This window comes from Pseudomonas monachiensis (assembly GCF_047345015.1).
Classification (GTDB): Bacteria; Pseudomonadota; Gammaproteobacteria; order Pseudomonadales; family Pseudomonadaceae; genus Aquipseudomonas; species Aquipseudomonas monachiensis.
In genome coordinates this window covers 4,722,899-4,747,018 of sequence record NZ_CP178857.1, presented here as the reverse complement: position 1 = coordinate 4,747,018, position 24,120 = coordinate 4,722,899, and the positions used below count along the sequence as shown (strand labels likewise).

Genomic DNA, 24,120 nt, shown 5'->3' with positions numbered 1-24,120 from the left:
GAGAGCGAGCTTGCTCGCGATGAGGGCCTGACAGCCAACATCTTCGTTGCCTGACAGGACGCCATCGCGAGCAAGCTCGCTCCCACAGTGTCTCTCAGGCAGGCCAGGTTTTTTTCTCTGTAATTTTTGGATAAAGGAGTGACACCATGCTGGTGATGCGCCCCGCGCAAATGGCTGATCTGGGCGAGGTACAGCGTCTGGCTGCGGACAGTCCGATTGGTGTTACTTCCTTGCCGGATGACGTTGAACGCCTGAGCGACAAGATCGCGGCAAGCGAAGCTTCGTTCGCCGCCGAAGTGAGTTTCAACGGTGAGGAAAGCTATTTCTTCGTCCTCGAAGACTCCGCCACCGGCAAGCTGGTCGGTTGCTCGGCCATCGTGGCGTCGGCCGGTTACTCCGAGCCGTTCTACAGCTTTCGCAACGAAACCTTCGTGCACGCTTCCCGCGAGCTGAAGATTCACAACAAGATCCACGTGCTCTCGCAGTGCCATGACCTGACCGGCAACAGCTTGCTGACCAGTTTCTATGTGCAGCGCGAGCTGGTGGGTTCGCCGTGGTCGGAGCTCAACTCCCGTGGCCGCTTGCTGTTCGTGGCCAGCCATCCGGAGCGTTTTGCCGATTCCGTGGTGACCGAGATCGTCGGTTACAGCGATGAAAACGGCGACTCGCCATTCTGGGATGCCATCGGTCGCAACTTCTTCGACCTCAACTACGCCGAGGCCGAGCGTCTGTGCGGGCTGAAAAGCCGTACGTTCCTCGCCGAACTGATGCCGCATTACCCGATCTACGTGCCACTGCTGCCGGACTCCGCTCAGGAAGCCATGGGCCAGGTGCACCCGCGGGCGCAGATCACCTTCGACATCCTGATGCGCGAAGGCTTCGAGACCGATCACTACATCGACATTTTCGACGGTGGCCCGACCCTGCATGCCCGTGTCTCGGGGATCCGTTCGATCGCCCAGAGCCGTGTGGTGCCGGTGAAGATCGGCGAACCGGTCAAAGGTGTCGGTCGCCAGTATCTGGTGGCCAATGCCCAGTTGCAGGATTACCGCGCAGTGATGCTCGAGCTCGATTACGCGCCGGGCAAACCGGTGACCCTGGACCTGGAAGCGGCCGAAGCCCTGGGCGTCGGCGAGGGTGCCAGCGTGCGCCTGGTGGCGGTTTAACAGCGGCCTGGCCTGATTGCTTGTTTAGAAAGCAGCGAAGTTTCACGGGTGGCGCAAGCGGCCCGTTTGAGGAGATAGCATGATCGTTCGTCCCGTACGCAGCAGCGATTTACCCGCTCTGATCGACCTGGCCCGCAGCACCGGTACCGGCCTGACCACCTTGCCGGCCAACGAAGAGCGGCTGGCCCATCGGGTCGGCTGGGCCGAGAAGACCTTTCGCGGCGAAGCCGGGCGGGGCGATGCGGACTACCTGTTCGTGCTCGAAGATGACGACGGTCGCGTGGTGGGTATTTCCGCCATTGCCGGCGCCGTCGGCCTGCGTGAGCCCTGGTACAACTTCCGGGTCGGTCTGACGGTCAGCGCTTCGCAAGAGCTGAACATCTATCGCGAAATCCCGACGCTGTTCCTGGCCAACGACCTGACCGGCAACTCCGAGCTGTGCTCGCTGTTCCTGCACGCCGATTATCGTACCGGCCTCAACGGCCGCATGTTGTCCAAGGCGCGGATGCTGTTTATCGCCGAATTCCCGCAACTGTTCGGCAACAAGATCATTGCCGAGATGCGCGGTGTTTCCGACGAGGCCGGGCGTTCGCCGTTCTGGGAAAGTCTGGGGCGGCACTTCTTCAAGATGGAATTCAGCCAGGCTGACTACCTGACCGGTGTCGGCAACAAGGCGTTCATCGCCGAACTGATGCCGAAATTCCCGCTGTACACCTGCTTCCTGTCGCCGGACGCGCGCAACGTGATCGGTCAGGTTCATCCGGACACCGAGCCGGCGCTGGCCATGCTCAAGAGCGAAGGTTTCAGCTACCAGGGCTACGTCGACATTTTCGACGCAGGTCCTGCGATCGAGTGCGAAACCGGCAAGATCCGCGCCGTGCGTGACAGCCAGGCACTGGTGCTGGCCGTCGGCACGCCGGGTGACGATGCCACGCCATTTATCATTCACAACCGCAAGCGCGAGGACTGCCGGATCACTGCTGCGCCGGCACGTCTGGCCGCCGGTACCCTGGTGGTCGATCCGCAGACCGCCAAACGTCTTCAACTCAACGCTGGCGACCAAGTACGCGCCGTGGCGTTGTCCGCTGCTCGGGAGTCGAAATAATGAAGTCGCTTTACATTGCAGGTGAATGGCTGGCAGGTGGGGGCGAAGCCTTCGAATCGCTGAACCCGGTGACCCAGCAGGTGCTGTGGTCCGGCGTTGGCGCCACCGCCGGTCAAGTCGAGTCGGCTGTGCAAGCTGCGCGTCAGGCGTTCCCGGACTGGGCGCGGCGTACCCTGCAAGAGCGTATCTCGGTGCTGGAAGCCTTTGCCGCCGCGCTGAAGAATCACGCTGACGAACTGGCTCATACCATCGGCGAAGAAACCGGCAAACCCCTGTGGGAAGCGGCGACCGAAGTCACCAGCATGGTCAACAAGGTTGCCATCTCGGTGCAGAGCTACCGCGAACGTACCGGCGAGAAGAGCGGCCCGCTGGGTGACGCCACCGCAGTGCTGCGCCACAAGCCCCACGGTGTGGTGGCGGTGTTTGGTCCTTACAACTTCCCGGGTCACCTGCCGAACGGTCATATCGTGCCGGCACTGCTGGCCGGTAACAGCGTGCTGTTCAAGCCAAGCGAACTGACACCGAAAGTCGCCGAGCTGACGGTCAAGTGCTGGATCGAGGCTGGCCTGCCAGCAGGCGTATTGAACCTGCTGCAAGGCGCTCGCGAAACCGGCATCGCCCTGGCGGCGAACCCGGGTATCGACGGTCTGTTCTTCACCGGTTCCAGCCGCACCGGCAATCACCTGCACCAGCAGTTCGCCGGTCGTCCGGACAAGATCCTCGCGCTGGAAATGGGCGGTAACAACCCGCTGGTGGTCGATCAGGTCGCTGACCTCGATGCCGCGGTGTACACCATCATTCAGTCGGCGTTCATCTCCGCTGGCCAGCGTTGCACCTGTGCCCGCCGCTTGCTGGTGCCGCAAGGTGCCTGGGGTGATACGTTGCTGGCGCGCCTGGTGGCGGTCAGCTCGACCATTGAGGTCGGTGCTTTCGATCAGCAACCGGCGCCGTTCATGGGCTCGGTGGTTTCCCTCGGTGCGGCCAAAGCGTTGATGGATGCGCAAGAACATCTGCTGGCCAACGGCGCCGTGGCGCTGCTGGAAATGACTCAGCCTCAGGCTCAATCGGCCTTGCTGACCCCGGGCATCCTGGACGTGAGCGCCGTTGCCGATCGTCCTGACGAAGAGCTGTTCGGCCCGTTGTTGCAGGTGATCCGCTACGCTGATTTTGAAGCGGCGATCGCTGAAGCCAACGACACCGCCTACGGTCTGGCCGCCGGCCTGCTGTCGGATTCCGAAGCGCGTTACCAGCAATTCTGGCTGGAAAGCCGTGCCGGTATCGTCAACTGGAACAAGCAACTGACCGGCGCCGCGAGCAGCGCGCCATTCGGCGGCGTCGGCGCCTCGGGCAACCACCGCGCCAGCGCCTACTACGCGGCTGATTACTGCGCGTACCCGGTGGCCTCGCTGGAAACGCCGAGCCTGGTGATGCCGTCGGCCCTTACGCCTGGCGTGAAAATGGCGTAACGCCCATTCGCGGGCAAGCCCGCTCCCACAAGGACTGCGTCGAACACAAAATTTGTGAACACTGCTGAACCTGTGGGAGCGGGCTTGCCCGCGAAGGCCGCGACTCGGTCGCACTGAACAGTTAGTTACTGAAGCCTATAACAACAGATTCTCGTGGAGCCTCGCTGATGAAATCCTATGAAGTCAATTTTGACGGTCTAGTGGGGCCGACCCATAACTACGGCGGCCTGTCCTACGGCAACGTCGCGTCCCAGAGCAACAGCCAGCAGTCTTCCAACCCCAAGGAAGCGGCGCTGCAAGGCCTGGCAAAGATGAAAGCGCTGATGGAAATAGGTTTCCAGCAAGGCGTACTGGCACCGCAAGAGCGCCCGGATGTGGCCGCACTGCGTCGCCTGGGCTTTGGCGGCACCGACGCTCAAGTGATCGAGCGCGCCGCCAAAGACGCGATGCCGCTGCTGGTGGCCAGTTGCTCGGCCTCGAGCATGTGGGTGGCCAACGCCGCCACGGTCAGCCCGAGCGCCGACACCGCTGATGGTCGCGTGCATTTCACCGCCGCCAACCTCAACTGCAAATACCACCGCAGCATCGAACACCCGACCACCAGCCGCGTGCTGGGGGCGATGTTCGCTGACCAGCAACACTTCGCCCACCACGCCGCCTTGCCGGCCGTGGCGCAGTTCGGTGACGAAGGTGCGGCCAACCACACCCGTTTCTGCCGTGAATACGGCGAAGCCGGTGTCGAATTCTTCGTGTTCGGTCGCAGCGCGTTCGATACTCGCTACCCGGCACCGCAGAAGTACCCGGCGCGCCAGACCCTCGAAGCGTCCCAGGCCGTTGCCCGTTTGCACGGCTTGAGCGATGACGGCGTGGTCTACGCCCAGCAGAACCCGTCGGTGATCGATCAGGGCGTGTTCCACAACGACGTGATTGCGGTCGGTAATGGCGAAGTGCTGTTCTATCACGAGGACGCGTTCCTCGAGACCGAGAAGATGCTCGCTGAATTGCAGAGCAAACTCGCCAAGGTCGGTGGGAAATTTCAGTCCGTCTGCGTACCGCGCTCCGCAGTAAGCGTGGAAGACGCCGTTCGTTCCTACCTGTTCAATAGCCAACTGCTGTCGCGTCCTGACGGCTCCATGCTGTTGATCGTGCCGGAAGAATGCCGTGGCAACGAGCGTGTCTGGCAGTACCTGCAGGGTTTGACCGGCTCAGGCGGCCTGATCCGCGAAGTGAAGGTCTTCGATCTCAAGCAGAGCATGCAGAACGGCGGTGGCCCGGCTTGCCTGCGGTTGCGTGTCGCACTCAACGAAACCGAACTGGCGGCCGTCAACCCAGGGGTTATCATGACGGCACCGTTGTACGGCACACTGACCGAATGGGTCGAGAAGCACTACCGCGACCGCATGACCGAAAACGATCTGGCGGACCCGCAATTGCTGCTTGAGTGCCGGACGGCACTGGATGAACTGACGCAAATCCTTAAACTGGGCGCGGTTTATCCATTCCAGATCAATTGATCGACGGCGCGCCGCCTTCTATGGCAGCGCGCTGCTTCATCTCAAACGAGAGCGTAAAGATATGAGCGATACCCTGCAGCTGATCCTTGAAGACACCGACGGCACGCAACTGGAGACTTCCTGCACCCGCGTCGCGGTCCTGTGGCAAGGCAAAGAGCTGTGGATCCAGCAGGACGGCCGTGGCCAGTTGCTGATCGGCGTAGACGTCGAAGAAGGCGACGCCGAATACGCAAACCTGCTGTTGCGCCCATTGGCGACTAATCTGGTAAGTCTGCAACTGGAGATGGAATCGGCTGAACTCGGCGACGACGAGGATCACGTTCACGGCCCGGATTGCAACCACGACCACTAAGGAAACCGCTCTATGCTCGCCCTCGGCAAACTGCTTGAACTGACCCTCGCCGGCCGCGAACCGGCGGAGAAGACTCAACTGACTGTCGAAGGCGTGCGCATGCGCTGGTTGAGCGAAGGTGCGCTGGAAGTCCGGCCACCTGAAGCCCGTGACAATGGCCTGGACCTGCTGCTGTCGGCGGGGATCCACGGCAACGAAACAGCGCCGATCGAATTGCTCGATCGCCTGTTGCACGACATTGCCCGCGGCGACTTGAAGCCGCGCGCACGTATTCTGTTCCTGTTCGGCAACCCGGAAGCGATTCGCAAAGGCGAGCGTTTCGTCGAGCAGGACGTCAATCGGCTGTTCAACGGCCGTCATGAACAAAGCAGCGGTTGCGAAGCCCTGCGCGCCTGTGAACTGGAGCGTTTGGCAGCGAGCTTCTTCAGCCTGCCGGACCGTCAGCGCCTGCACTACGACCTGCACACGGCGATTCGTGGCTCGAAAATCGAGCAGTTCGCCCTGTATCCGTGGAAAGAAGACCGCCAGCATTCCCGTCAGGAGCTGGCGCGCCTGCGTGCTGCCGGCATGGAAGCGGTGCTGTTGCAGAACAAACCGTCCATCGTGTTCAGCTCCTACACCTACGACAAACTGGGGGCCGAGGCCTTCACCCTGGAGTTGGGCAAGGCGCGGCCGTTCGGTCAGAACGACGGGGTCAACGTCTCGCTGCTGGAGAAGCGCCTCAAGCAGATCATTGAGGGCACTGAACCGGAACTGACTGAGGACGCGCTGGACGGTTTGCAGCTGTACAGCGTGGCACGGGAAATCATCAAGCACAGCGACAGCTTCCGCCTGAACCTGCCGGCGGACATCGAGAACTTTTCGGAGCTTGAAGTGGGTTACCTGCTGGCGGAAGACATCGCCAACACCCGCTGGATCATCGAGGAAGAGGGCGCCCGGATCATCTTCCCGAACCCCAGGGTGAAGAATGGTTTGCGTGCCGGCATCCTGGTTGTGCCAACCACCGACGCAAACCTGGCCTGACACAACCCCTGTAGGAGCTGCCGAAGGCTGCGATCTTTTGATCTTGTTCTTTTCAGATCAAAAGATCGCAGCCTCGTTGCACTCGTCAGCTCCTACAGGGTTTTGCGGTGTTAGACCGCTACCGCACGCGGCTCACTGCGACGTAGCGTGCGGATCTTCATCAGCGTATCCGCACAGGTCTTCGCCGCTTCCTGGCCTTTATGCTGGAAATGTTCGAAGAAGAACTTCTGGTGCTCTTCACCGGCATGGAAGTGGTGCGGGGTCAGGGACACCGAGAACACCGGCACTTCGGTTTCCAGTTGCACCTGCATCAGGCCGCTGACCACCGACTGGGCGACGAACTCGTGGCGGTAGATGCCGCCGTCCACCACCAGGGCTGCGGCGACGATGCCGGCATAACGACCGGTCTTGGCCAGCAACTTGGCGTGCAAGGGCATTTCAAAGGCGCCGCCGACTTCGAAGAAATCGATGTCGGATTCCTGATAACCCTGGGCAATCATTTCGGCGACGAAGCCTTTACGGCTCTGATCGACAATATCCTTGTGCCAGCAGGCCTGGATGAACGCTACGCGCTCGCCATGATGGTGTTTGCTTTTGCTGTCGATTGCGGTGGGTTGCATGTTCTGACTCCTGTTTGTGTGAAAAACAGGGCGTTATGAATCGAAGGGGATCTGAGGGTGCGCTCGCACGAATGCCGGCGGACGGCCCTTTGTTGTCAATCCCGTTCTCTCTTCATCCGGACTATGACCGTCGGCCCCGGGATCACACCGGGTCTGCTGACCTTGTCGCCAACCACCGCCGAAGCAGCGTCGTCGCCAAGCGCTCGCGGGCTATGCGCTTTGCACGCAATTACCGCCGGTGGGGAGTTGCACCCCGCCCTGAGAACGTTTTTGCCGCCCAAATTGTTTGGCTGCGCAGCGTTTTTATCACATATTTGCGGTGTGCGCATGGCCCCTTTTGGATGATTGCTATCGAGTATTTCGCTTTATTAGTGAGCATTATCCCAGCCCAAGGGTTGATTAATCGTCGCCATGCCCGCAGTAATTCCTGACTGAAAGGGATTTCCCCTGCTTACCGAGGCCAGATTCATGAGCGTTATCGATCTTCGCAGCGACACCGTTACTCAACCTTGCGCCGGCATGCTCGACGCGATGGCCAAAGCCGCCACCGGCGATGACGTGTATGGCGAAGATCCGACGGTCAATCACCTGGAAGCCGAACTGGCCCAGCGCCTGGGTTTTGCCGCGGCACTGTTCGTGCCGACCGGCACCATGAGCAACCTGTTGGGGTTGATGGCCCATTGCGAGCGCGGTGACGAGTACATCGTCGGCCAGCAGGCCCACACTTATAAGTACGAAGGGGGTGGAGCGGCGGTGCTGGGGTCGATCCAGCCACAGCCGCTGGAAGTACAGGCCGATGGTTCGCTGGACCTGGCGCATGTTGCCGCCGCGATCAAGCCGGACGACTTCCATTTCGCCCGTACCCGTCTGCTGGCGCTGGAAAACACCATGCAAGGCAAGGTCCTGCCGCTGGAATACCTGGCCCGGGCGCGCAGTTTCACACGCGAACATGGCCTGCAACAGCACCTGGACGGCGCACGTCTGTACAACGCGGCAGTGAAACTGGGTGTGGATGCCCGGGAAATCACCCGGTATTTCGACTCCGTCTCGGTGTGCCTGTCCAAAGGCCTGGGCGCACCTGTCGGTTCGGTGCTGTGCGGCTCGGCCGAGCTGATCGGCAAGGCCCGGCGCCTGCGCAAGATGGTCGGTGGCGGCATGCGTCAGGCCGGGATTCTCGCGGCGGCGGGGCTGTATGCGCTGGATAACAATGTAGCGCGCCTGGCCGATGACCATGCCAACGCGCAGTTGCTGGCCGAGGGCCTGCGCGGGGCCGGGTTCGAGGTCGAGCCGGTGCAGACCAACATGGTTTACGTGCAGATGGGCGACCAGGCCGAGGCGATCAAGGCCTTTGCCGCCGAGCAGGGGATCAAGCTCAGTGCCGCCGAGCAGGGGATCAAGCTCAGTGCCGCCGCTCGTCTGCGCATGGTCACGCACATGGACGTCAGCCGTGCGCAAATCGAGCAGGTCGTCGCGACATTCGTCGACTTTTCGCGCAAGTGATAGCGTTAGCACTCCAATTGACCGTTTCTATCGTATAAACACGCTGTACCCCGCGCGCAGGGCCGATATAATGCGGCCCTTTGCCGTCGCTTCGTCTGTTGACGTTTCGAACAGGCCTTTGGCCGCAGCCTCCGTGGAAGAACCTAATGAAAAGCGCAGAAATCCGTGAAGCCTTCCTTCGCTTCTTCGAAGAGCAAGGCCACACCCGTGTAGCCTCCAGCTCTTTGATTCCGGGCAACGACCCAACCCTGCTGTTCACCAACGCGGGGATGAACCAGTTCAAGGACTGCTTCCTGGGCCAGGAAAAGCGCGCGTACACCCGCGCCGTCAGCAGCCAGAAATGCGTGCGCGCCGGCGGCAAGCACAACGACCTGGAAAACGTCGGTTATACCGCTCGTCACCACACCTTCTTCGAAATGCTGGGTAACTTCAGCTTCGGTGATTACTTCAAGCGTGACGCGATCACCTACGCCTGGAACTTCCTGACGTCCGACAAGTGGCTGAACCTGCCGAAGGAAAAGCTCTGGGTCACTGTCTACGCCAGCGATGACGAGGCGTACGACATCTGGACCAAGGAAATCGGGGTTCCAGCCGAGCGCATGGTGCGCATCGGCGACAACAAGGGCGCGCCGTACGCCTCCGACAACTTCTGGACCATGGGCGATACCGGCCCGTGCGGTCCTTGCACCGAGATTTTCTACGATCACGGCGCCGACATCTGGGGTGGCCCACCGGGCTCGCCGGAGGAAGACGGCGACCGTTACATCGAAATCTGGAACAACGTGTTCATGCAGTTCAACCGCACCGCCGATGGCGTGTTGCACCCGTTGCCAGCGCCGTCGGTCGACACCGGCATGGGCCTGGAGCGGATCAGTGCCGTGCTGCAGCACGTTCACTCGAACTATGAAATCGACCTGTTCCAGAGCCTGCTGAGCGCGTCGGCCAAGGCCATCGGTTGCACCAACGATGCCCAGGCTTCGCTGAAAGTCGTGGCTGACCACATCCGTTCCTGCGGCTTCCTGATCGCCGACGGCGTGCTGCCGTCCAACGAAGGCCGCGGCTACGTGCTGCGCCGGATCATCCGTCGCGCCTGCCGTCACGGTAACAAGCTGGGCGCCAAGGGCAGCTTCTTCTATCAGATCGTTGCGGCCCTGGTCGCCGAGATGGGCGAAGCGTTCCCTGAGCTGAAATCCCAGCAGGCGCACATCGAACGCGTGCTGAAGGCCGAAGAAGAGCAATTCGCCAAGACCCTGGAGCAGGGCCTGAAGATTCTCGAGCAGGATCTGGCTGAACTGAAAGGCGAAGTGGTGCCGGGCGACGTGGTGTTCAAACTCTACGACACCTACGGTTTCCCGATGGACCTGACCGGCGACATCGCTCGCGAACGCAGCCTGACCATCGACGAAGAAGGTTTCGAGCGTGAGATGGAGGCCCAGCGCGTCCGTGCCCGTTCCGCCAGTTCCTTCGGCATGGACTACAACAGCCTGGTCAAGGTTGACGTGGCCACCGAGTTCACCGGTTACATCGCTCATAGCGGTTCCGCCAAAATCGTTGCGCTGTATAAAGATGGCCAGTCGGTCGACGTATTGAGCGAAGGCGATGAGGGCGTGATCGTTCTCGACAAGACGCCGTTCTACGCCGAGTCCGGTGGCCAGGTCGGTGATTGCGGTTACCTGCAGGCGGGCAGCGCGCGTTTCGACGTGCGCGACACCACCAAGACCGGCGGTGCATTCCTGCACCACGGTATCCTGGATTCGGGTAGCCTGATCGTCGGTACGCCGGTCGAGACCCACGTTGACGCCGAGGTGCGTCACGCCACGTCGTTGAACCACTCCGCGACTCACTTGCTGCACGCTGCATTGCGCCAGGTGCTGGGCGATCACGTCCAGCAGAAGGGCTCGCTGGTCGACAGTCAGCGCCTGCGTTTTGACTTCAGTCACTTCGAAGCCATCAAGCCTGAACAACTGAAAGCGCTGGAAGACATCGTCAACGCCGAGATTCGCAAGAACTCCGAAGTTGAAACCGAAGAAACCGATATCGAAACCGCCAAGCAGAAAGGCGCCATGGCGCTGTTCGGCGAGAAATACGGCGACAACGTGCGTGTACTGAGCATGGGCGATTTCTCCGTCGAGCTGTGCGGCGGTATCCACGCCAACCGTACCGGCGACATCGGCCTGCTGAAAATCATCAGCGAAGGCGGTGTGGCATCGGGTGTGCGTCGTATCGAAGCCGTCACCGGTGCGCAAGCGCTGGCTTACTTGAATGCGGCGGAAGAACAACTCAAGGAAGCGGCCAGCCTGGTCAAGGGCAGCCGCGACAACCTGATCGACAAGCTGTCGGCTGTGCTGGAGCGCAACCGTCTGCTGGAGAAGCAACTCGAGCAGTTGCAAGCCAAGGCTGCCAGTGCCGCGGGCGACGATCTGTCGGCCCAGGCGCTGGACGTCAAGGGCGTGAAAGTGCTGGCCGTGCGTCTGGACGGTCAGGATGGCAAGGCGCTGTTGGCGCTGGTCGATCAACTGAAAAACAAACTCGGCCGCGCAGTGATCCTGCTCGGCAGTGTCCATGAGGAAAAGGTCGTTCTGGTTGCAGGCGTAACCAAAGACCTGACTGGCCAACTCAAAGCCGGTGATTTGATGAAGCAAGCCGCTGCGGCAGTGGGCGGGAAGGGTGGTGGTCGTCCAGACATGGCGCAAGGCGGCGGTACCGACGCTGGCGCACTGGATGCGGCACTGGCCCTGACCGTTCCGTTTGTAGAGCAGGGTCTATAAGGCAGTACTTGCGGCCCACAGTCTAGTGGTGGGCCGCGACGCTGTTTGAGTGATTATTTGGGCGCCCTTCATGGGCAGAGGCGGCTTTGAAATGGCTTTGATCGTACAGAAATTTGGAGGCACCTCGGTCGGCACTGTCGAGAGAATCGAGCAGGTCGCCGACAAGGTTAAGAAATTCCGCGATGCCGGCGATGACCTGGTGGTTGTGCTGTCTGCAATGAGCGGCGAAACCAACCGTCTGATCGATCTGGCCAAGCAAATCAGTGGCGACGGCCAACCGGTTCCGCGCGAGCTGGACGTGATCGTTTCCACCGGTGAGCAGGTGACGATTGCCCTGTTGGCCATGGCGCTGATCAAGCGCGGCGTGCCGGCGGTGTCGTACACCGGCAACCAGGTGCGGATCCTGACGGATAGCGCGCACAATAAAGCGCGTATCTTGCAGATTGATGACCAGAAGATTCGCGGTGACCTGAAGGCGGGTCGTGTGGTGGTTGTCGCCGGTTTCCAGGGCGTCGACGAGCACGGCAACATCACCACCCTGGGTCGTGGCGGTTCCGACACCACCGGCGTGGCGCTGGCGGCAGCCCTGAAGGCTGACGAATGCCAGATCTACACCGACGTCGACGGTGTCTACACCACCGACCCGCGTGTGGTGTCCGTGGCTCAGCGCCTGGACAAGATCACCTTCGAAGAGATGCTGGAAATGGCCAGCCTCGGCTCCAAGGTGTTGCAGATCCGCGCGGTCGAGTTCGCCGGCAAGTACAACGTTCCGCTGCGCGTACTGCACAGCTTCAAGGAGGGTCCGGGCACCCTCATTACTATTGATGAAGAGGAAACCATGGAACAGCCGATCATTTCCGGTATCGCTTTCAACCGCGATGAAGCCAAGCTGACCATCCGTGGCGTGCCAGACATCCCGGGCGTTGCCTTCAAGATTCTCGGCCCGATCAGTGCCGCGAACATCGAAGTCGACATGATCGTGCAGAACGTTGCGCACGATAACACCACCGACTTCACCTTCACCGTGCACCGCAACGACTACCAGGCGGCGCAAGCCGTGCTGGAAAAGACCGCTGGCGAGCTGGGTGCCCGTGAAGTCGTGGGCGACACCAAGATCGCCAAGGTGTCGATCGTCGGCGTTGGCATGCGCTCTCACGCAGGCGTGGCCAGTCGCATGTTCGAATCCCTGGCCAAGGAAAGCATCAACATCCAGATGATCTCGACTTCGGAAATCAAAGTCTCCGTAGTGATCGAAGAGAAGTATCTGGAACTGGCTGTGCGCGCTCTGCACACGGCTTTCGAACTGGACGCACCGGCCCGCCAGGGCGAGTGATGCGTTTGCCAAAAGGCGCGGTCTGACCGCGCCTTTTGTTTTTTTGAATGGCGTGACCCCCGAGGCTGTTCTTTTGCTCGCGCTAGTCAATACTCAGGCATGTAGGGCTGCGATCGCTCCGGTTGTGGGTCGAGTGCCTTTTTTTTGCAGACTGTTGTCCCTGAAATGTAATGCGTGAGGAGAAAGGTATGCTGATTCTGACTCGTCGGTGCGCAGAAAGCCTGATTATCGGTGATGGCGAAATCACCGTGACCGTGCTCGGCGTCAAAGGAAATCAAGTGCGCATCGGTGTTAATGCCCCCAAAGAGGTGGCTGTTCACCGGGAAGAAATTTACCTGCGTATCAAGAAAGAGAAGGACGAAGAACCAAGCCATTAATTTTTATCGTTTTTTATGTTTGCAAACGGGGAAGAAGCTGGTTAATATACGCCCCGTGTTGCGGAGAGCTGGCCGAGTGGCCGAAGGCGCTCCCCTGCTAAGGGAGTACACCTCAAAAGGGTGTCGGGGGTTCGAATCCCCCGTTCTCCGCCATTATTTGCGTAGTACGTTGTAATCTGGCTTCTTCGGTAAGTTGTTGAAATTACTAGAAAAAGTGTTTGACATAGAGATTAGACGGCCTATAATGCGCGGCAACAAATGCACTCGTAGCTCAGCTGGATAGAGTACTCGGCTACGAACCGAGCGGTCACAGGTTCGAATCCTGTCGAGTGCACCATTTAAGAGTTAGTTGCAGCAATGCAGGTAACTTGGCTTCAACCAGTTGTGATCTGGTATAAAAACACAAATGCACTCGTAGCTCAGCTGGATAGAGTACTCGGCTACGAACCGAGCGGTCACAGGTTCGAATCCTGTCGAGTGCACCATACAAACAAAAAGCCCGCATTTTATGCGGGCTTTTTGCCGTCCGGGATTTGGCTTTTCCTTTCGTGCATCCCCTCTCGTCGAACTCCACCTGTGCTGCGATCTCGCTGGTTGTCGTAGCGATAGCTGGTGGGCGAATTGCGAATGCTGATCCTGTCCGGCTTGCCGAGGGCGCTTTCGACGTCTTGCTGGCTCATGCCGGTGATTGATGATTGCCTCTACACGCTCCCCGGCGTCCTCCGTGACGTTCCTTTTCAAGGGTAGCGACTACAATTTCGAAAAGGAGGTGTGTTTTCTTTTCTGGAAGCGTCGTCGCATTTTCCAGGATCAGGACGATGCTCAAGTTTGTTGTGCAAGCGCTTGTTTCAGCCGAGATTTTTTAACGTTTAAAACCGTCAGGCGGTGTATCATTGCGCCCGTCAGCCCCGCCGGGGCTTGTGGAATACCTCCATGGACTTACCCAGTAGTTACTCAGTACCCCATTTCACCAATCATGAATTGACTGATTGATCCTTCCGGCGTGCCCCGCTGCTGGGAGTGGAGTTCGCCTATGTCCGATGTTGAAGTAAAGAAAACGCAGGAAAGCTTGCAGGATCGCCTGGCTCAGGTGGTCGAGTTGCTGCAGCGCCAGCGAGTTGTAGAAGACCTGACTCACCGCCAGGAAGGCCCGCATCATGACCGGGTCGAGAACCTGGTCCACCGGCAGAACCTTGTCGAGTTGCAACGCAAGCTCGATGACCTGCACTCCGCCGACGTCGCCTACATCCTTGAAGCCTTGCCGCTGGACGATCGTCTGACGCTCTGGCAATTGGTCAAGGCCGATCGCGACGGCGACATCCTCCTTGAAGTATCCGATTCGGTCCGTGAATCGCTGATCGCCGACATGGACGATCACGAGCTCCTGGCAGCCGCCAAGGACATGGATGCCGACGAACTCGCTGACCTGGCCTCCGAGCTGCCGCGAGACGTCGTCCATGAGCTCATGGAGACCCTCGACCAGCAACAACGCGAGCGTGTGCGTTCGGCTCTGTCCTACGACGAGGAGCAGGTCGGTGCGCTGATGGACTTCGAGATGGTGACCATCCGCGAGGATGTCAGCCTTGAAGTGGTCTTGCGTTATCTGCGCCGTCTCAAGGAGTTGCCGGGTCACACCGACAAACTGTTCGTGGTCGATTACGACGGCGTCCTCAAGGGGGTGTTGCCGATCAAGCGTTTGCTGGTCAACGATCCGGACAAACAGGTTTCCGAGGTGATGGCCAGCGATCCGGTGAGTTTCCACCCGGACGAAGACGCCTACGATGCCGCCCAGGCGTTCGAGCGTTACGACTTGATCTCCGCCCCCGTGGTCGACAAGAACGGCAAGCTGATCGGCCGTCTGACCATCGATGAAATGGTCGACCTGATCCGTGAAGAGAGCGAAAGCGAAGTTCTCAACATGGCGGGTTTGCGTGAAGAAGAAGACATTTTTGCGTCGGTCTGGAAATCCCTGCGTAACCGTTGGGCCTGGCTGGCGATCAACCTGATTACCGCGTTCGTGGCTTCTCGGGTCATCGGTTTGTTTGAAGGTTCGATCGAGAAACTCGTGGCGCTTGCGGCATTGATGCCGATCGTGGCGGGAATTGGCGGCAACTCGGGTAACCAGACCATCACCATGATTGTTCGGGCCATGGCGCTGGACCAGGTGAGCACCGGCAACACCTCGCGTCTGATGCGCAAGGAATTGGCGGTCGCGCTGATCAACGGCGTGATCTGGGGTGGAGTGATCGGTGTGGTTGCCTACCTGTTGTATGGCAGTTGGTCATTGGGTGTGGTGATGACCGCAGCGATGACGCTCAACCTGTTGCTCGCGGCGTTGATGGGGGTCTTGATTCCGATGACCCTGGCGAAAATGGGGCGCGACCCGGCGATGGGGGCCAGTGTGATGATCACGGCCGTGACCGACAGCGGTGGCTTCTTCATCTTCCTGGGGCTGGCGACAATCTTCCTGCTTTGAAGTCCGTTTCTCTAAAAAACCCGCCGTCTGGCGGGTTTTTTTGTGCCCGGATTTCAGGCAAAAAAAAGCCAGCGATCAGGCTGGCTTGGGCTTTCTGGCTGAATCAGGACGCGTCGGCGGCCATTTCAGCGTCATGGGCGATCAGCGAAACCAAGGCGTTCTGCTGTCGATGGGAGAGTTGGCGGAAGCGCTGCAGCAACTCACGTTCGTGCAAGGAAAGCTCCGGGCTGTCCAGGCGCATGCTCAACTCTTCTCCCAGTGCGCCTTCCTGAATAAGACTCTGCTCAAGGCGCGCAATGATTTCGGAGTTCATGCTGCGATGATGATTGCGAGCCACCTCGGCAATGCGTTCACGCATTCCGTCTGGCAGACGTACGACGAACTTGTCAGCCGTACGGCTGGAATAAATTGCCTGTTTCAATGGGCGCATATATTTAACCGGTTAGTTCAGGGGAGCGGTTTCGGGATTGGCCGCAGGATGTCTGGTAGGACAAGCGCTCTGACCAAATGTTCAACCTGAATTGATAGAGGCGCGCATCATGCCTCAAACCAGCCAGATCCTTGGCGTCAATTCTGTGACAAATATTGAACTGGATAAAGGCGTTCTGCCAGCACCAATTATCAGAAATGCGGACTGGTTTGAAAACTTCGACCAGGCCGTATCACTTCGTGCTTTCTCTACCCGACGAAAGGATTCCGGCGGGCAGGAAAAAGTGAACTCGATCCCTGTTCCTTGTCTTTACAGGATAGTGGCAAATTGCCGATTTACTAGGGGGAGTGGCATGGAGGGGGTGAATTCAGGATGGATGGCAGGCCCTGGCAGCGGGGCTGCCATGTCGGGATCAGCGCAGTACCGGATCAAACTTGATCTTGCGTCCGGCGATCAATGCGAGCACGAACAGCGTGCTGAATACGCCACAGGCGATCAGGGGGAGGGTGACGACCATGTCCTGGGTCAATGACAGATGAAAAATGCCGCTCGACAAGGCGAGGATGAAGAAACTCGCGGCTGATCTGGACATGCTGTACTCCTGGTGAGGGTCATTCAAAATACCAAACGTTCGGCAGGCGGAGCCGGCACCAGGATGTTTTCCTGGCTGACAAAGCCGTTCTGGTCGCTTGTCACAGCCAGCTGTGGCGCCTTCTGCAACTGAAGGTAATGCGGCATGCGTTGGGCAACCTGCGTAGTGCTGCTCTCGGGAACAAAATGAACTCCCGCTAAAGCCGCCAGTGCGATGGCATACGAGAGTGAAAGGGCGCTCTTCATGGGGGGCGGGTCTCGGTTGTTCTGTGAGAACAAAGGAAGCAGCTCGCATGCCAGAGTTTATCGGCAATTAAATTCTTTAAAAACAATGAATTAAGTTATTTTTGGTAAAGCGCCCATATTGCATTTTGCAATGATGGCTTTTTGCAGTGATGCAATTTGCACGGTAAACAAGTCCGCGCCCGACCGAGGCGTCTGCCTACACTTAAAAAGCCTACGGACGACATGACAAAAGCCAGCCCGGCCGTTAACATGCACGCCGTCCATCGCACCGCGTATCGTCGCGGTCAACCTGTGTCTCAGTAGCTCAATTGGATAGAGCATCCCCCTCCTAAGGGGAAGGTTGGCAGTTCGAACCTGCCCTGGGACACCATATTTTTCAGCTCCCCTCCTGTTCCAACGCTTCCTTTTCACGACGTGCAGATAACGTTCGAAATCTCAGGTCCCCGGGATCTATCGACGCCATCAACCCTGCCTTGGCGACTTTCCGTTTCCTCTTCCACGTAGTCTGAATCTCCCATCCCGTCTGGGAGTATCCGCCGATGTGCCGCCTGCGGCGCATGTTCATAGTTGTGACCAATAGATCAGAAAATGGTCCAAGGTCGACCTCGATGACTGGACCCCGCTCAGGAGAAAGTCATGACTATGCGCAAAAAAACCTCATCGCCAACGAATGACCTGACCAGTAACGCCGGTGACCATCTTTCGCCCGTCAGCCACGACTGGACTTTTACCTACATTCCGACCGTCACCACCAACCTTAATGACTACGCACCCGGCAGCACGGCCATCATCACGGCCAGTGGTTTCGCCGCCGGCAGCACAGTGACGCTCGAAGTGGACCACGCCATCGGTGCCGGCGCGGATGGTGTGTGGGGGACATCCGACGATGTGCTCGATACCAACACCGGCGCGGGTCACGAGCCCTGGTCCGTGACCGACGGCGGTGCTGGCGATCTAGATGGCCAGGTCAACGGCAGCGTCACCACGTCCTGGTACGTGAATCCCGACGATTCGGCAGGCGCAACGTTTCTGCTCACAGCAGCCGCTGCGGGCGCCGATGGCGTGGTCGGCACCGGTGACGACGCGGTGGCGTCAACCTCGTTTACGGACAGCGTTTTGGGCGTCCTGGCGACCGGCGAGGACGTCACGTTGGACGAAACGGCGGGGTTGCAGAACGCCACTGCCACTCCAGCCCCCGCGGGGGACGCTGACGACAACGATATTCTGGTGGCGTCCCTGCCTTCGACCTTCACTACCCGTTTAGCCGCACTGGGGGCCGGTACCGCCACGGGCGCGGCCTTGAGTGGCTATACCGGTGCCATTGGCAACACCGGCAGTAATGCATTCACCATCACCGCTGACCCCGGCGCAAGCATTACCGATATCAGCTTCGTCGGCACCACCGGCGCGCCGCTCAATGGCGAGGACAGTGGACTCGATACCCTCGATGGCACCAGCATCCTTCTCTATACGGATACGAACAACAACATCGTCGTGGGCCGAGCCGGGAGCGCCGCCGGCGCGATCGTGTTCGCTGCCTATATTGAAGAAACCGGAACACCGGTCACGGGTGGCAAGATCTGGACCGTGGAATACCAACCGCTCAAGCATCCCGTTATGACGAATGCCGATGACTCGCTCAATCTGGCGGATAAGCTTTTCATCGGCGCCAGCCAGGACCTGGAGTTCAGCCTGGCCAATGCGCCCTCCGGTCAGAACCTGTTCCTGATGTTCACGAAGGCGAACCCGAACGTTGTCGATGTCGGTGGTGTGTTGCGGATCACCGATCCCACCATCATCGCCACCGGCAAGGACCCCGCAGACCAGTCAAGTGGCGTCAATATAACGACTGGTGACACGATCAATACCAGCCAGGCGGGGGGGCCGACCACCTTCGGCACCAACAATCAGATGATTGTGGAGCAAGAGGGCATCCGCTTCTCGTTCGTCACGGGTGCCAGGCAGAATGTGACCATTCCCAACCTGGACCAGAACGAAGCCGATCTTGAAGCCAACGTCGACTTTACCGGTGTCTTCAATGCGAAATCGGCCAGTTTCGACGTCGTGCAACTGCAAAGCGGCAAGAGTGCCGTGGTAAGGGTCAGCGCATTCAGCACCGCTGCTGAGCCTGGTGTGAATTTCATCAATGGGTATGGCAATGATGCGTCTGTGTCCATCACCAATGTTCGCGTCTTCAACAGCACCGGGCAGGTGATCGAGAACTCAAACGGCTCGGTGAATGATCCGGGCATTGTCATCAGCTTTAATGCAGGGGTCGCGACCATCACCGGCGTTAAAGCCGGCTACCAGATTGAATACACCACTACGGGGGATCACAATCGCGTACTCGTGGAGAACGGGGCCGCCGTCAATGCCAAGGGCAATGAGCACGCCGATTTTGATATCGGTGGTTTCACGCTGGTCCAGGCCTCTGTTTCGACAGCCGAAATCGGCTCCAGGATCATCTTCGACGACGACGGGCCGAGCATCAGTACCACCGGTGTGGAGCCGACGCTGACGGTGGACGAAACGGTACTGGCGACCAACGATACCCAGAGCTTCGCCGCCAACTTCAACTCGGCGTTTGGCGCCGACGGGGCCGGTACCCTGACCTATGCGCTGGGCGTGGTGGCCGGGGCTTCCGGGCTGATCGACACGGCCTCGGGCCAGGCGGTGAACCTGTCGCTCAACGGCGCGGTGGTCGAAGGGCGTACAGCCCTCAGTAACCTGCTGGTGTTCACGGTCAGCGTGGCCGCCAATGGCAACGTCACGCTCGACCAGGCCCGCGCCGTGGTGCATGCCGACCCAAGCAATCCCGATGATTCGAGGAGTTTGACCTCGGACAACCTGGTAACGCTGACGGCGACCAAGACCGATGGGGACGGCGACAGCGCCCTGGCAACCCTGAACATCGGGCAGAACCTGGTGTTCAAGGACGACGGACCGAGCATCACCACCACCGGTGTGGAGCCGACGCTGACAGTGGACGAAACGATACTGACGACCGACGCCACCCAGAGCTTCGCCGCCAACTTCAACTCGGCGTTTGGCGCCGATGGGGCCGGTACCCTGACCTATGCGCTGGGCGTGGTGGCCGGGGCTTCCGGGCTGATCGACACGGCCTCGGGCGAGGCGGTGAACCTGTCGCTCAACGGCGCGGTGGTCGAAGGGCGTACGGCCCTCAGTAACCTGCTGGTGTTCACCGTCAGCGTGGCCGCCAATGGCAGCGTCACGCTCGACCAGAGCCGCGCCGTGGTGCATGCCAACACAAGCAATCCTGATGATTCGACGAGCCTGACCTCGGACAACCTGGTAACGCTGACCGCGACCAAGACCGACGGGGACGGCGACAGCGCCCTGGCGACGCTGAACATCGGGCAGAACCTGGTGTTCAAGGATGACGGACCGAGCATCACCACCACCGGCGTGGAACCGACGCTGACGGTGGACGAAACGGTACTGGCGACCAACGATACCCAGAGCTTCGCCGCCAACTTCAACTCGGCGTTTGGCGCCGACGGGGCCGGTACCCTGACCTATGCGCTGGGCGTGGTGGCCGGGGCTTCCGGGCTGATCGACACGGCCTCGGGCCAGGCGGTGAACCTGTCGCTCAACGGCGCGGTGGTCGAAGGGCGTACAGCCCTCAGTAACCTGCTGGTGTTCACGGTCAGCGTGGCCGCCAATGGCAACGTCACGCTCGACCAGGCCCGCGCCGTGGTGCATGCCGACCCAAGCAATCCCGATGATTCGAGGAGTTTGACCTCGGACAACCTGGTAACGCTGACCGCGACCAAGACCGACGGGGACGGCGACAGCGCCCTGGCAACCCTGAACATCGGGCAGAACCTGGTGTTCAAGGATGACGGACCGAGCATCACCACCACCGGCGTGGAACCGACGCTGACGGTGGATGAAACGGTACTGGCGACCAACGATACCCAGAGCTTCGCCGCCAACTTCAACTCGGCGTTTGGCGCCGACGGGGCCGGTACCCTGACCTATGCGCTGGGCGTGGTGGCCGGGGCTTCCGGGCTGATCGACACGGCCTCGGGCCAGGCGGTGAACCTGTCGCTCAACGGCACCGTGGTCGAAGGGCGTACAGCCCTCAGTAACCTGCTGGTGTTCACGGTCAGCGTGGCCGCCAATGGCAACGTCACGCTCGACCAGGCCCGCGCCGTGGTGCATGCCGACCCAAGCAATCCCGATGATTCGAGGAGTTTGACCTCGGACAACCTGGTAACGCTGACCGCGACCAAGACCGACGGGGACGGCGACAGCGCCCTGGCAACCCTGAACATCGGGCAGAACCTGGTGTTCAAGGATGACGGACCGAGCATCACCACCACCGGCGTGGAACCGACGCTGACGGTGGACGAAACGGTACTGGCGACCAACGATACCCAGAGCTTCGCCGCCAACTTCAACTCGGCGTTTGGCGCCGATGGGGCCGGTACCCTGACCTATGCGCTGGGCGTGGTGGCCGGGGCTTCCGGGCTGATCGACACGGCCTCGGGCGAGGCGGTGAACCTGTCGCTCAACGGCGCGGTGGTCGAAGGGCGTACGGCCCTCAGTAACCTGCTGGTGTTCACCGTCAGCGTGGCCGCCAATGGCAGCGTCACGCTCGACCAGAGCCGCGCCGTGGTGCATGCCAACACAAGCAATCCTGATGATTCGACGAGCCTGACCTCGGACAACCTGGTAACGCTGACGGCGACCAAGACCGACGGGGACGGCGACAGCGCCCTGGCAACCCTGAACATCGGGCAGAACCTGGTGTTCAAGGATGACGGACCGAGCATCACCACCACCGGCGTGGAACCGACGCTGACGGTGGATGAAACGGTACTGGCGACCAACGATACCCAGAGCTTCGCCGCCAACTTCAACTCGGCGTTTGGCGCCGACGGGGCCGGTACCCTGACCTACGCGCTGGGCGTGGTGGCCGGGGCCTCCGGGCTGATCGACACGGCCTCGGGCCAGGCGGTGAACCTGTCGCTCAACGGCGCGGTGGTCGAAGGGCGTACGGCCCTCAGTAACCTGCTGGTGTTCACGGTCAGCGTCGCCGCCAACGGCAGCGTCACGCTCGACCAGAGCCGCGCCGTGGTGCACGCCAACACAAGCAATCCGGATGATTCGACGACGTTGACCTCGGACAACCTGGTAACGCTGACCGCGACCATCACCGACAAGGAGGGCGACAGTGCCCTGGCGACGCTGAACATCGGGCAGAACCTGGTGTTCAAGGACGACGGCCCGAGCATCACCACCACCGGCGTGGAACCGACGCTGACGGTGGACGAGACGGTACTGGCGACCAACGATACCCAGAGCTTCGCCGCCAACTTCAATTCGGCGTTTGGCGCCGATGGGGCCGGCACCCTGACCTACGCGCTGGGCGTGGTGGCCGGGGCTTCCGGGCTGATCGACACGGCCTCGGGCCAAGCGGTGAACCTGTCGCTCAACGGCACCGTGGTCGAAGGCCGCACGGCCAGCGGCAACCTGCTGGTGTTCACGGTCAGCGTCGCCGCCAACGGCAGCGTCACGCTCGACCAGGCCCGCGCCGTGGTGCATGCCGACCCAAGCAATCCCGATGATTCGAGGAGTTTGACCTCGGACAACCTGGTGACGCTGACCGCGATCAAGACCGACGCAGACGGCGACAGCGCCCTGGCAACCCTGAACATCGGGCAGAACCTGGTGTTCAAGGATGACGGCCCGGCACTCAGTTTCGGCAACCTGATCGGGACCGGTAGCGTCCTGGCGCAATCCGGATTCTGGAATATGGCGACGGGAGCCGACGGGCTGGGTGCGGCCGGTCTGGACATCTCGTTGGTCAATGATCAGTTCACCCTCGTCAGGCCCGACAACACGACCACGACCGGGACCGGCACGCTCACCGAGCAGACGCCATCACCGGACGCCAATGGCGCGTACCAGTTCGCGGGAACCTTGACCGGTGATTTCGACAACAACGCTGCAACGGCGAATACCACCGTCGACTACACGCTGACTGCTTATACCGATGGTCACTATGCACTGGATCTGGTGCAGGGCTTCAGTTCGACGATCGTGCTCAGCAGTGCCGACGGCTCGCTCGCTGCCGGCGGCCCGGATTCGGTGCGCACCTTGTTGATTCCTCAGACGAATGACCCGGCTATTCCTTCGACATCCGAGGAGATCGTGTTCTTTTCCGCGAAGGCACTGGCCTCGACCGCGGACATCCTGAGCGGCATCGGGCTCGGAGCCCCCGACCCCACCGAAGCCACGCTACAGACCAACCCCCTGCCGTCGTACATCGACCCTGCATCCATGAACGTCAGCACGTCCGGCATCGGCGTCGGCAACAACGTCTTCCAGGGCGATAACCTGGCGGCCATCAGCGCCGCCGATGAAAGTTTCGTGATCAATCCAGAGACCCTGCTGACGGGCATGAAGGTCTTCATCGACAACTCCGTGGCGGGTTACAACACGGCGACCGAAGATCTGTACTACAGGATCTACTACGCCGATGGCACGTTTTCGAACCAGGTCGAGGTGAACACCCTGACGCCAGAGGCTGGCGGGCAGGCGTCCTTCCTCATCCAGAAGGAGGGTACGTCACTGATCGACGCTGTTCAGCTGACGATGGGCCGGGGCGATGTCAAGATCCCGGTGATCCAGTTCATTCAGCAGAGCGAGAGTCTGGCCAGCGATGCCCAGCTGGCGTTCAGCGCAACGCTGACGGACAAGGATGGGGACTCGGCGACCAGTGCGTTTGCCGCCAATTTGTTCGCCAACGACCCGACCAACGCATCCTTCGACTTCTCGCTGGCGGGCACGATCGGTAAGCAGGATGCGTTCAACATCGACCTGTCAGTCAATGACAACCTGTACCAGGTCACCGGCTTCGATACGGGTTCAGGCGTGCAAGACAAGCTGGTGCTCAACGGCGACCCGAACGCCGTTGTCCAATCGATCAACAACGCCGGCGCAGATAGCGTCGTGACGGTTGCCGAGACTGGCGGACAAACAACGACCATCACCGTGGTCGGGGCCCATGTTGAGAATACCGACATCTTTTTTGGCAGCGCCTGAGGCTTTGCGCGTGTGAACGGATGCGAGGGTGGCCCAGGAAACCACCCTCGCATTCTTTTTGCGGTTCCGATACGAGATC

16 protein-coding genes, 4 tRNA genes, 1 pseudogene and 1 riboswitch are annotated in these 24,120 nt (G+C 60.3%); of the genes and pseudogenes, 16 read left to right on the top strand and 5 right to left on the bottom strand.

What is annotated here, in order from left to right; all coding sequences use genetic code 11:
- Positions 1 to 146: 146 nt before the first annotated feature.
- The 6 genes from aruF to astE all read left to right on the top strand — a co-directional run bounded on the left by aruF (position 147) and on the right by astE (position 6,626).
- Positions 147 to 1,166 (top strand): arginine/ornithine succinyltransferase subunit alpha, encoded by a 1,020-nt coding sequence (gene aruF, locus ACMDB8_RS21225; protein WP_046042322.1) that lies wholly within the window; start codon positions 147 to 149, stop codon positions 1,164 to 1,166.
- Between the two features lie 79 nt (positions 1,167 to 1,245).
- Positions 1,246 to 2,271 (top strand): arginine N-succinyltransferase, encoded by a 1,026-nt coding sequence (astA, locus tag ACMDB8_RS21220; protein ID WP_056724145.1) that lies wholly within the window; start codon positions 1,246 to 1,248, stop codon positions 2,269 to 2,271.
- Positions 2,268 to 3,737 (top strand): succinylglutamate-semialdehyde dehydrogenase, encoded by a 1,470-nt coding sequence (gene astD / locus ACMDB8_RS21215; RefSeq protein WP_409078428.1) that lies wholly within the window; start codon positions 2,268 to 2,270, stop codon positions 3,735 to 3,737. The genes astA and astD overlap by 4 nt, the downstream gene beginning before the upstream one ends.
- A 167-nt stretch (positions 3,738 to 3,904) precedes the next feature.
- Entirely contained in the window at positions 3,905 to 5,251 is a 1,347-nt protein-coding gene (astB, locus tag ACMDB8_RS21210; RefSeq protein ID WP_409078346.1) for an N-succinylarginine dihydrolase, read from the top strand.
- A 61-nt stretch (positions 5,252 to 5,312) separates the two neighbouring features.
- Positions 5,313 to 5,603, top strand: coding sequence for a topoisomerase II (locus ACMDB8_RS21205; RefSeq protein WP_409078345.1), 291 nt, complete (start codon positions 5,313 to 5,315; stop codon positions 5,601 to 5,603).
- Positions 5,604 to 5,615: 12 nt separating this feature from the next.
- Positions 5,616 to 6,626, top strand: a complete 1,011-nt coding sequence (gene astE, locus ACMDB8_RS21200; RefSeq protein WP_056724150.1) for a succinylglutamate desuccinylase — start codon at positions 5,616 to 5,618, stop codon at positions 6,624 to 6,626.
- Positions 6,627 to 6,736: 110 nt separating this feature from the next.
- Here astE and ACMDB8_RS21195 read toward each other — a convergent pair whose 3' ends face one another.
- Positions 6,737 to 7,246 (bottom strand): 6,7-dimethyl-8-ribityllumazine synthase, encoded by a 510-nt coding sequence (locus tag ACMDB8_RS21195; RefSeq protein ID WP_056724151.1) that lies wholly within the window; start codon positions 7,244 to 7,246, stop codon positions 6,737 to 6,739.
- Between the two features lie 99 nt (positions 7,247 to 7,345).
- Positions 7,346 to 7,516: riboswitch (FMN riboswitch) on the bottom strand.
- Between the two features lie 198 nt (positions 7,517 to 7,714).
- On the opposite strand from ACMDB8_RS21195, the gene ltaE reads away from it, so the two are divergent.
- The 7 genes from ltaE (at position 7,715) to ACMDB8_RS21160 (ending at position 13,709) form a co-directional block, all read left to right on the top strand.
- Positions 7,715 to 8,746 carry a low-specificity L-threonine aldolase gene (ltaE, locus tag ACMDB8_RS21190; RefSeq protein WP_409078344.1) on the top strand — a complete coding sequence of 344 codons (1,032 nt, stop codon included), beginning with the start codon at positions 7,715 to 7,717 and terminating at the stop codon, positions 8,744 to 8,746.
- A gap of 146 nt (positions 8,747 to 8,892) precedes the next feature.
- Positions 8,893 to 11,514 carry an alanine--tRNA ligase gene (alaS, locus tag ACMDB8_RS21185; RefSeq protein ID WP_409078343.1) on the top strand — a complete coding sequence of 874 codons (2,622 nt, stop codon included), beginning with the start codon at positions 8,893 to 8,895 and terminating at the stop codon, positions 11,512 to 11,514.
- A 91-nt stretch (positions 11,515 to 11,605) separates the two neighbouring features.
- Positions 11,606 to 12,847 carry an aspartate kinase gene (locus tag ACMDB8_RS21180; RefSeq protein ID WP_007971040.1) on the top strand — a complete coding sequence of 414 codons (1,242 nt, stop codon included), beginning with the start codon at positions 11,606 to 11,608 and terminating at the stop codon, positions 12,845 to 12,847.
- Between the two features lie 188 nt (positions 12,848 to 13,035).
- Positions 13,036 to 13,224, top strand: a complete 189-nt coding sequence (gene csrA / locus ACMDB8_RS21175) for a carbon storage regulator CsrA (protein WP_002554426.1) — start codon at positions 13,036 to 13,038, stop codon at positions 13,222 to 13,224.
- Between the two features lie 62 nt (positions 13,225 to 13,286).
- Positions 13,287 to 13,377 (top strand) — tRNA-Ser (locus tag ACMDB8_RS21170).
- 107 nt (positions 13,378 to 13,484) lie between these two features.
- A tRNA-Arg gene (locus ACMDB8_RS21165) sits at positions 13,485 to 13,561 on the top strand.
- 71 nt (positions 13,562 to 13,632) lie between these two features.
- Positions 13,633 to 13,709 (top strand) — tRNA-Arg (locus tag ACMDB8_RS21160).
- Positions 13,710 to 13,735: 26 nt separating this feature from the next.
- Here ACMDB8_RS21160 and ACMDB8_RS21155 read toward each other — a convergent pair.
- Positions 13,736 to 13,922 (bottom strand): annotated as a pseudogene (locus ACMDB8_RS21155) (cell envelope protein SmpA); the annotation flags it as partial.
- Positions 13,923 to 14,257: 335 nt separating this feature from the next.
- Here ACMDB8_RS21155 and mgtE point away from each other — a divergent pair.
- The gene (gene mgtE / locus ACMDB8_RS21150; RefSeq protein ID WP_056724156.1) at positions 14,258 to 15,700 is read left to right on the top strand and encodes a magnesium transporter; all 1,443 of its coding nucleotides are present in this window, start codon (positions 14,258 to 14,260) and stop codon (positions 15,698 to 15,700) included.
- A gap of 103 nt (positions 15,701 to 15,803) precedes the next feature.
- Here mgtE and ACMDB8_RS21145 read toward each other — a convergent pair whose 3' ends face one another.
- The 3 genes from ACMDB8_RS21145 to ACMDB8_RS21135 all read right to left on the bottom strand — a co-directional run bounded on the left by ACMDB8_RS21145 (position 15,804) and on the right by ACMDB8_RS21135 (position 16,967).
- Entirely contained in the window at positions 15,804 to 16,130 is a 327-nt protein-coding gene (locus ACMDB8_RS21145) for an Arc family DNA-binding protein (protein ID WP_003178899.1), read from the bottom strand.
- Positions 16,131 to 16,542: 412 nt separating this feature from the next.
- On the bottom strand, positions 16,543 to 16,722 hold the full coding sequence (locus tag ACMDB8_RS21140) for a PA3371 family protein (RefSeq protein ID WP_409078342.1): 180 nt from the start codon (positions 16,720 to 16,722) through the stop codon (positions 16,543 to 16,545).
- 23 nt (positions 16,723 to 16,745) lie between these two features.
- Complete coding sequence (locus ACMDB8_RS21135; protein WP_056724160.1) at positions 16,746 to 16,967, bottom strand: hypothetical protein; 222 nt, start codon at positions 16,965 to 16,967, stop codon at positions 16,746 to 16,748.
- Positions 16,968 to 17,260: 293 nt separating this feature from the next.
- Here ACMDB8_RS21135 and ACMDB8_RS21130 point away from each other — a divergent pair.
- Positions 17,261 to 17,337 (top strand) — tRNA-Arg (locus ACMDB8_RS21130).
- Positions 17,338 to 17,603: 266 nt separating this feature from the next.
- Positions 17,604 to 24,041 carry a DUF5801 repeats-in-toxin domain-containing protein gene (locus tag ACMDB8_RS21125; RefSeq protein ID WP_413966563.1) on the top strand — a complete coding sequence of 2,146 codons (6,438 nt, stop codon included), beginning with the start codon at positions 17,604 to 17,606 and terminating at the stop codon, positions 24,039 to 24,041.
- Positions 24,042 to 24,120 lie beyond the last annotated feature (79 nt).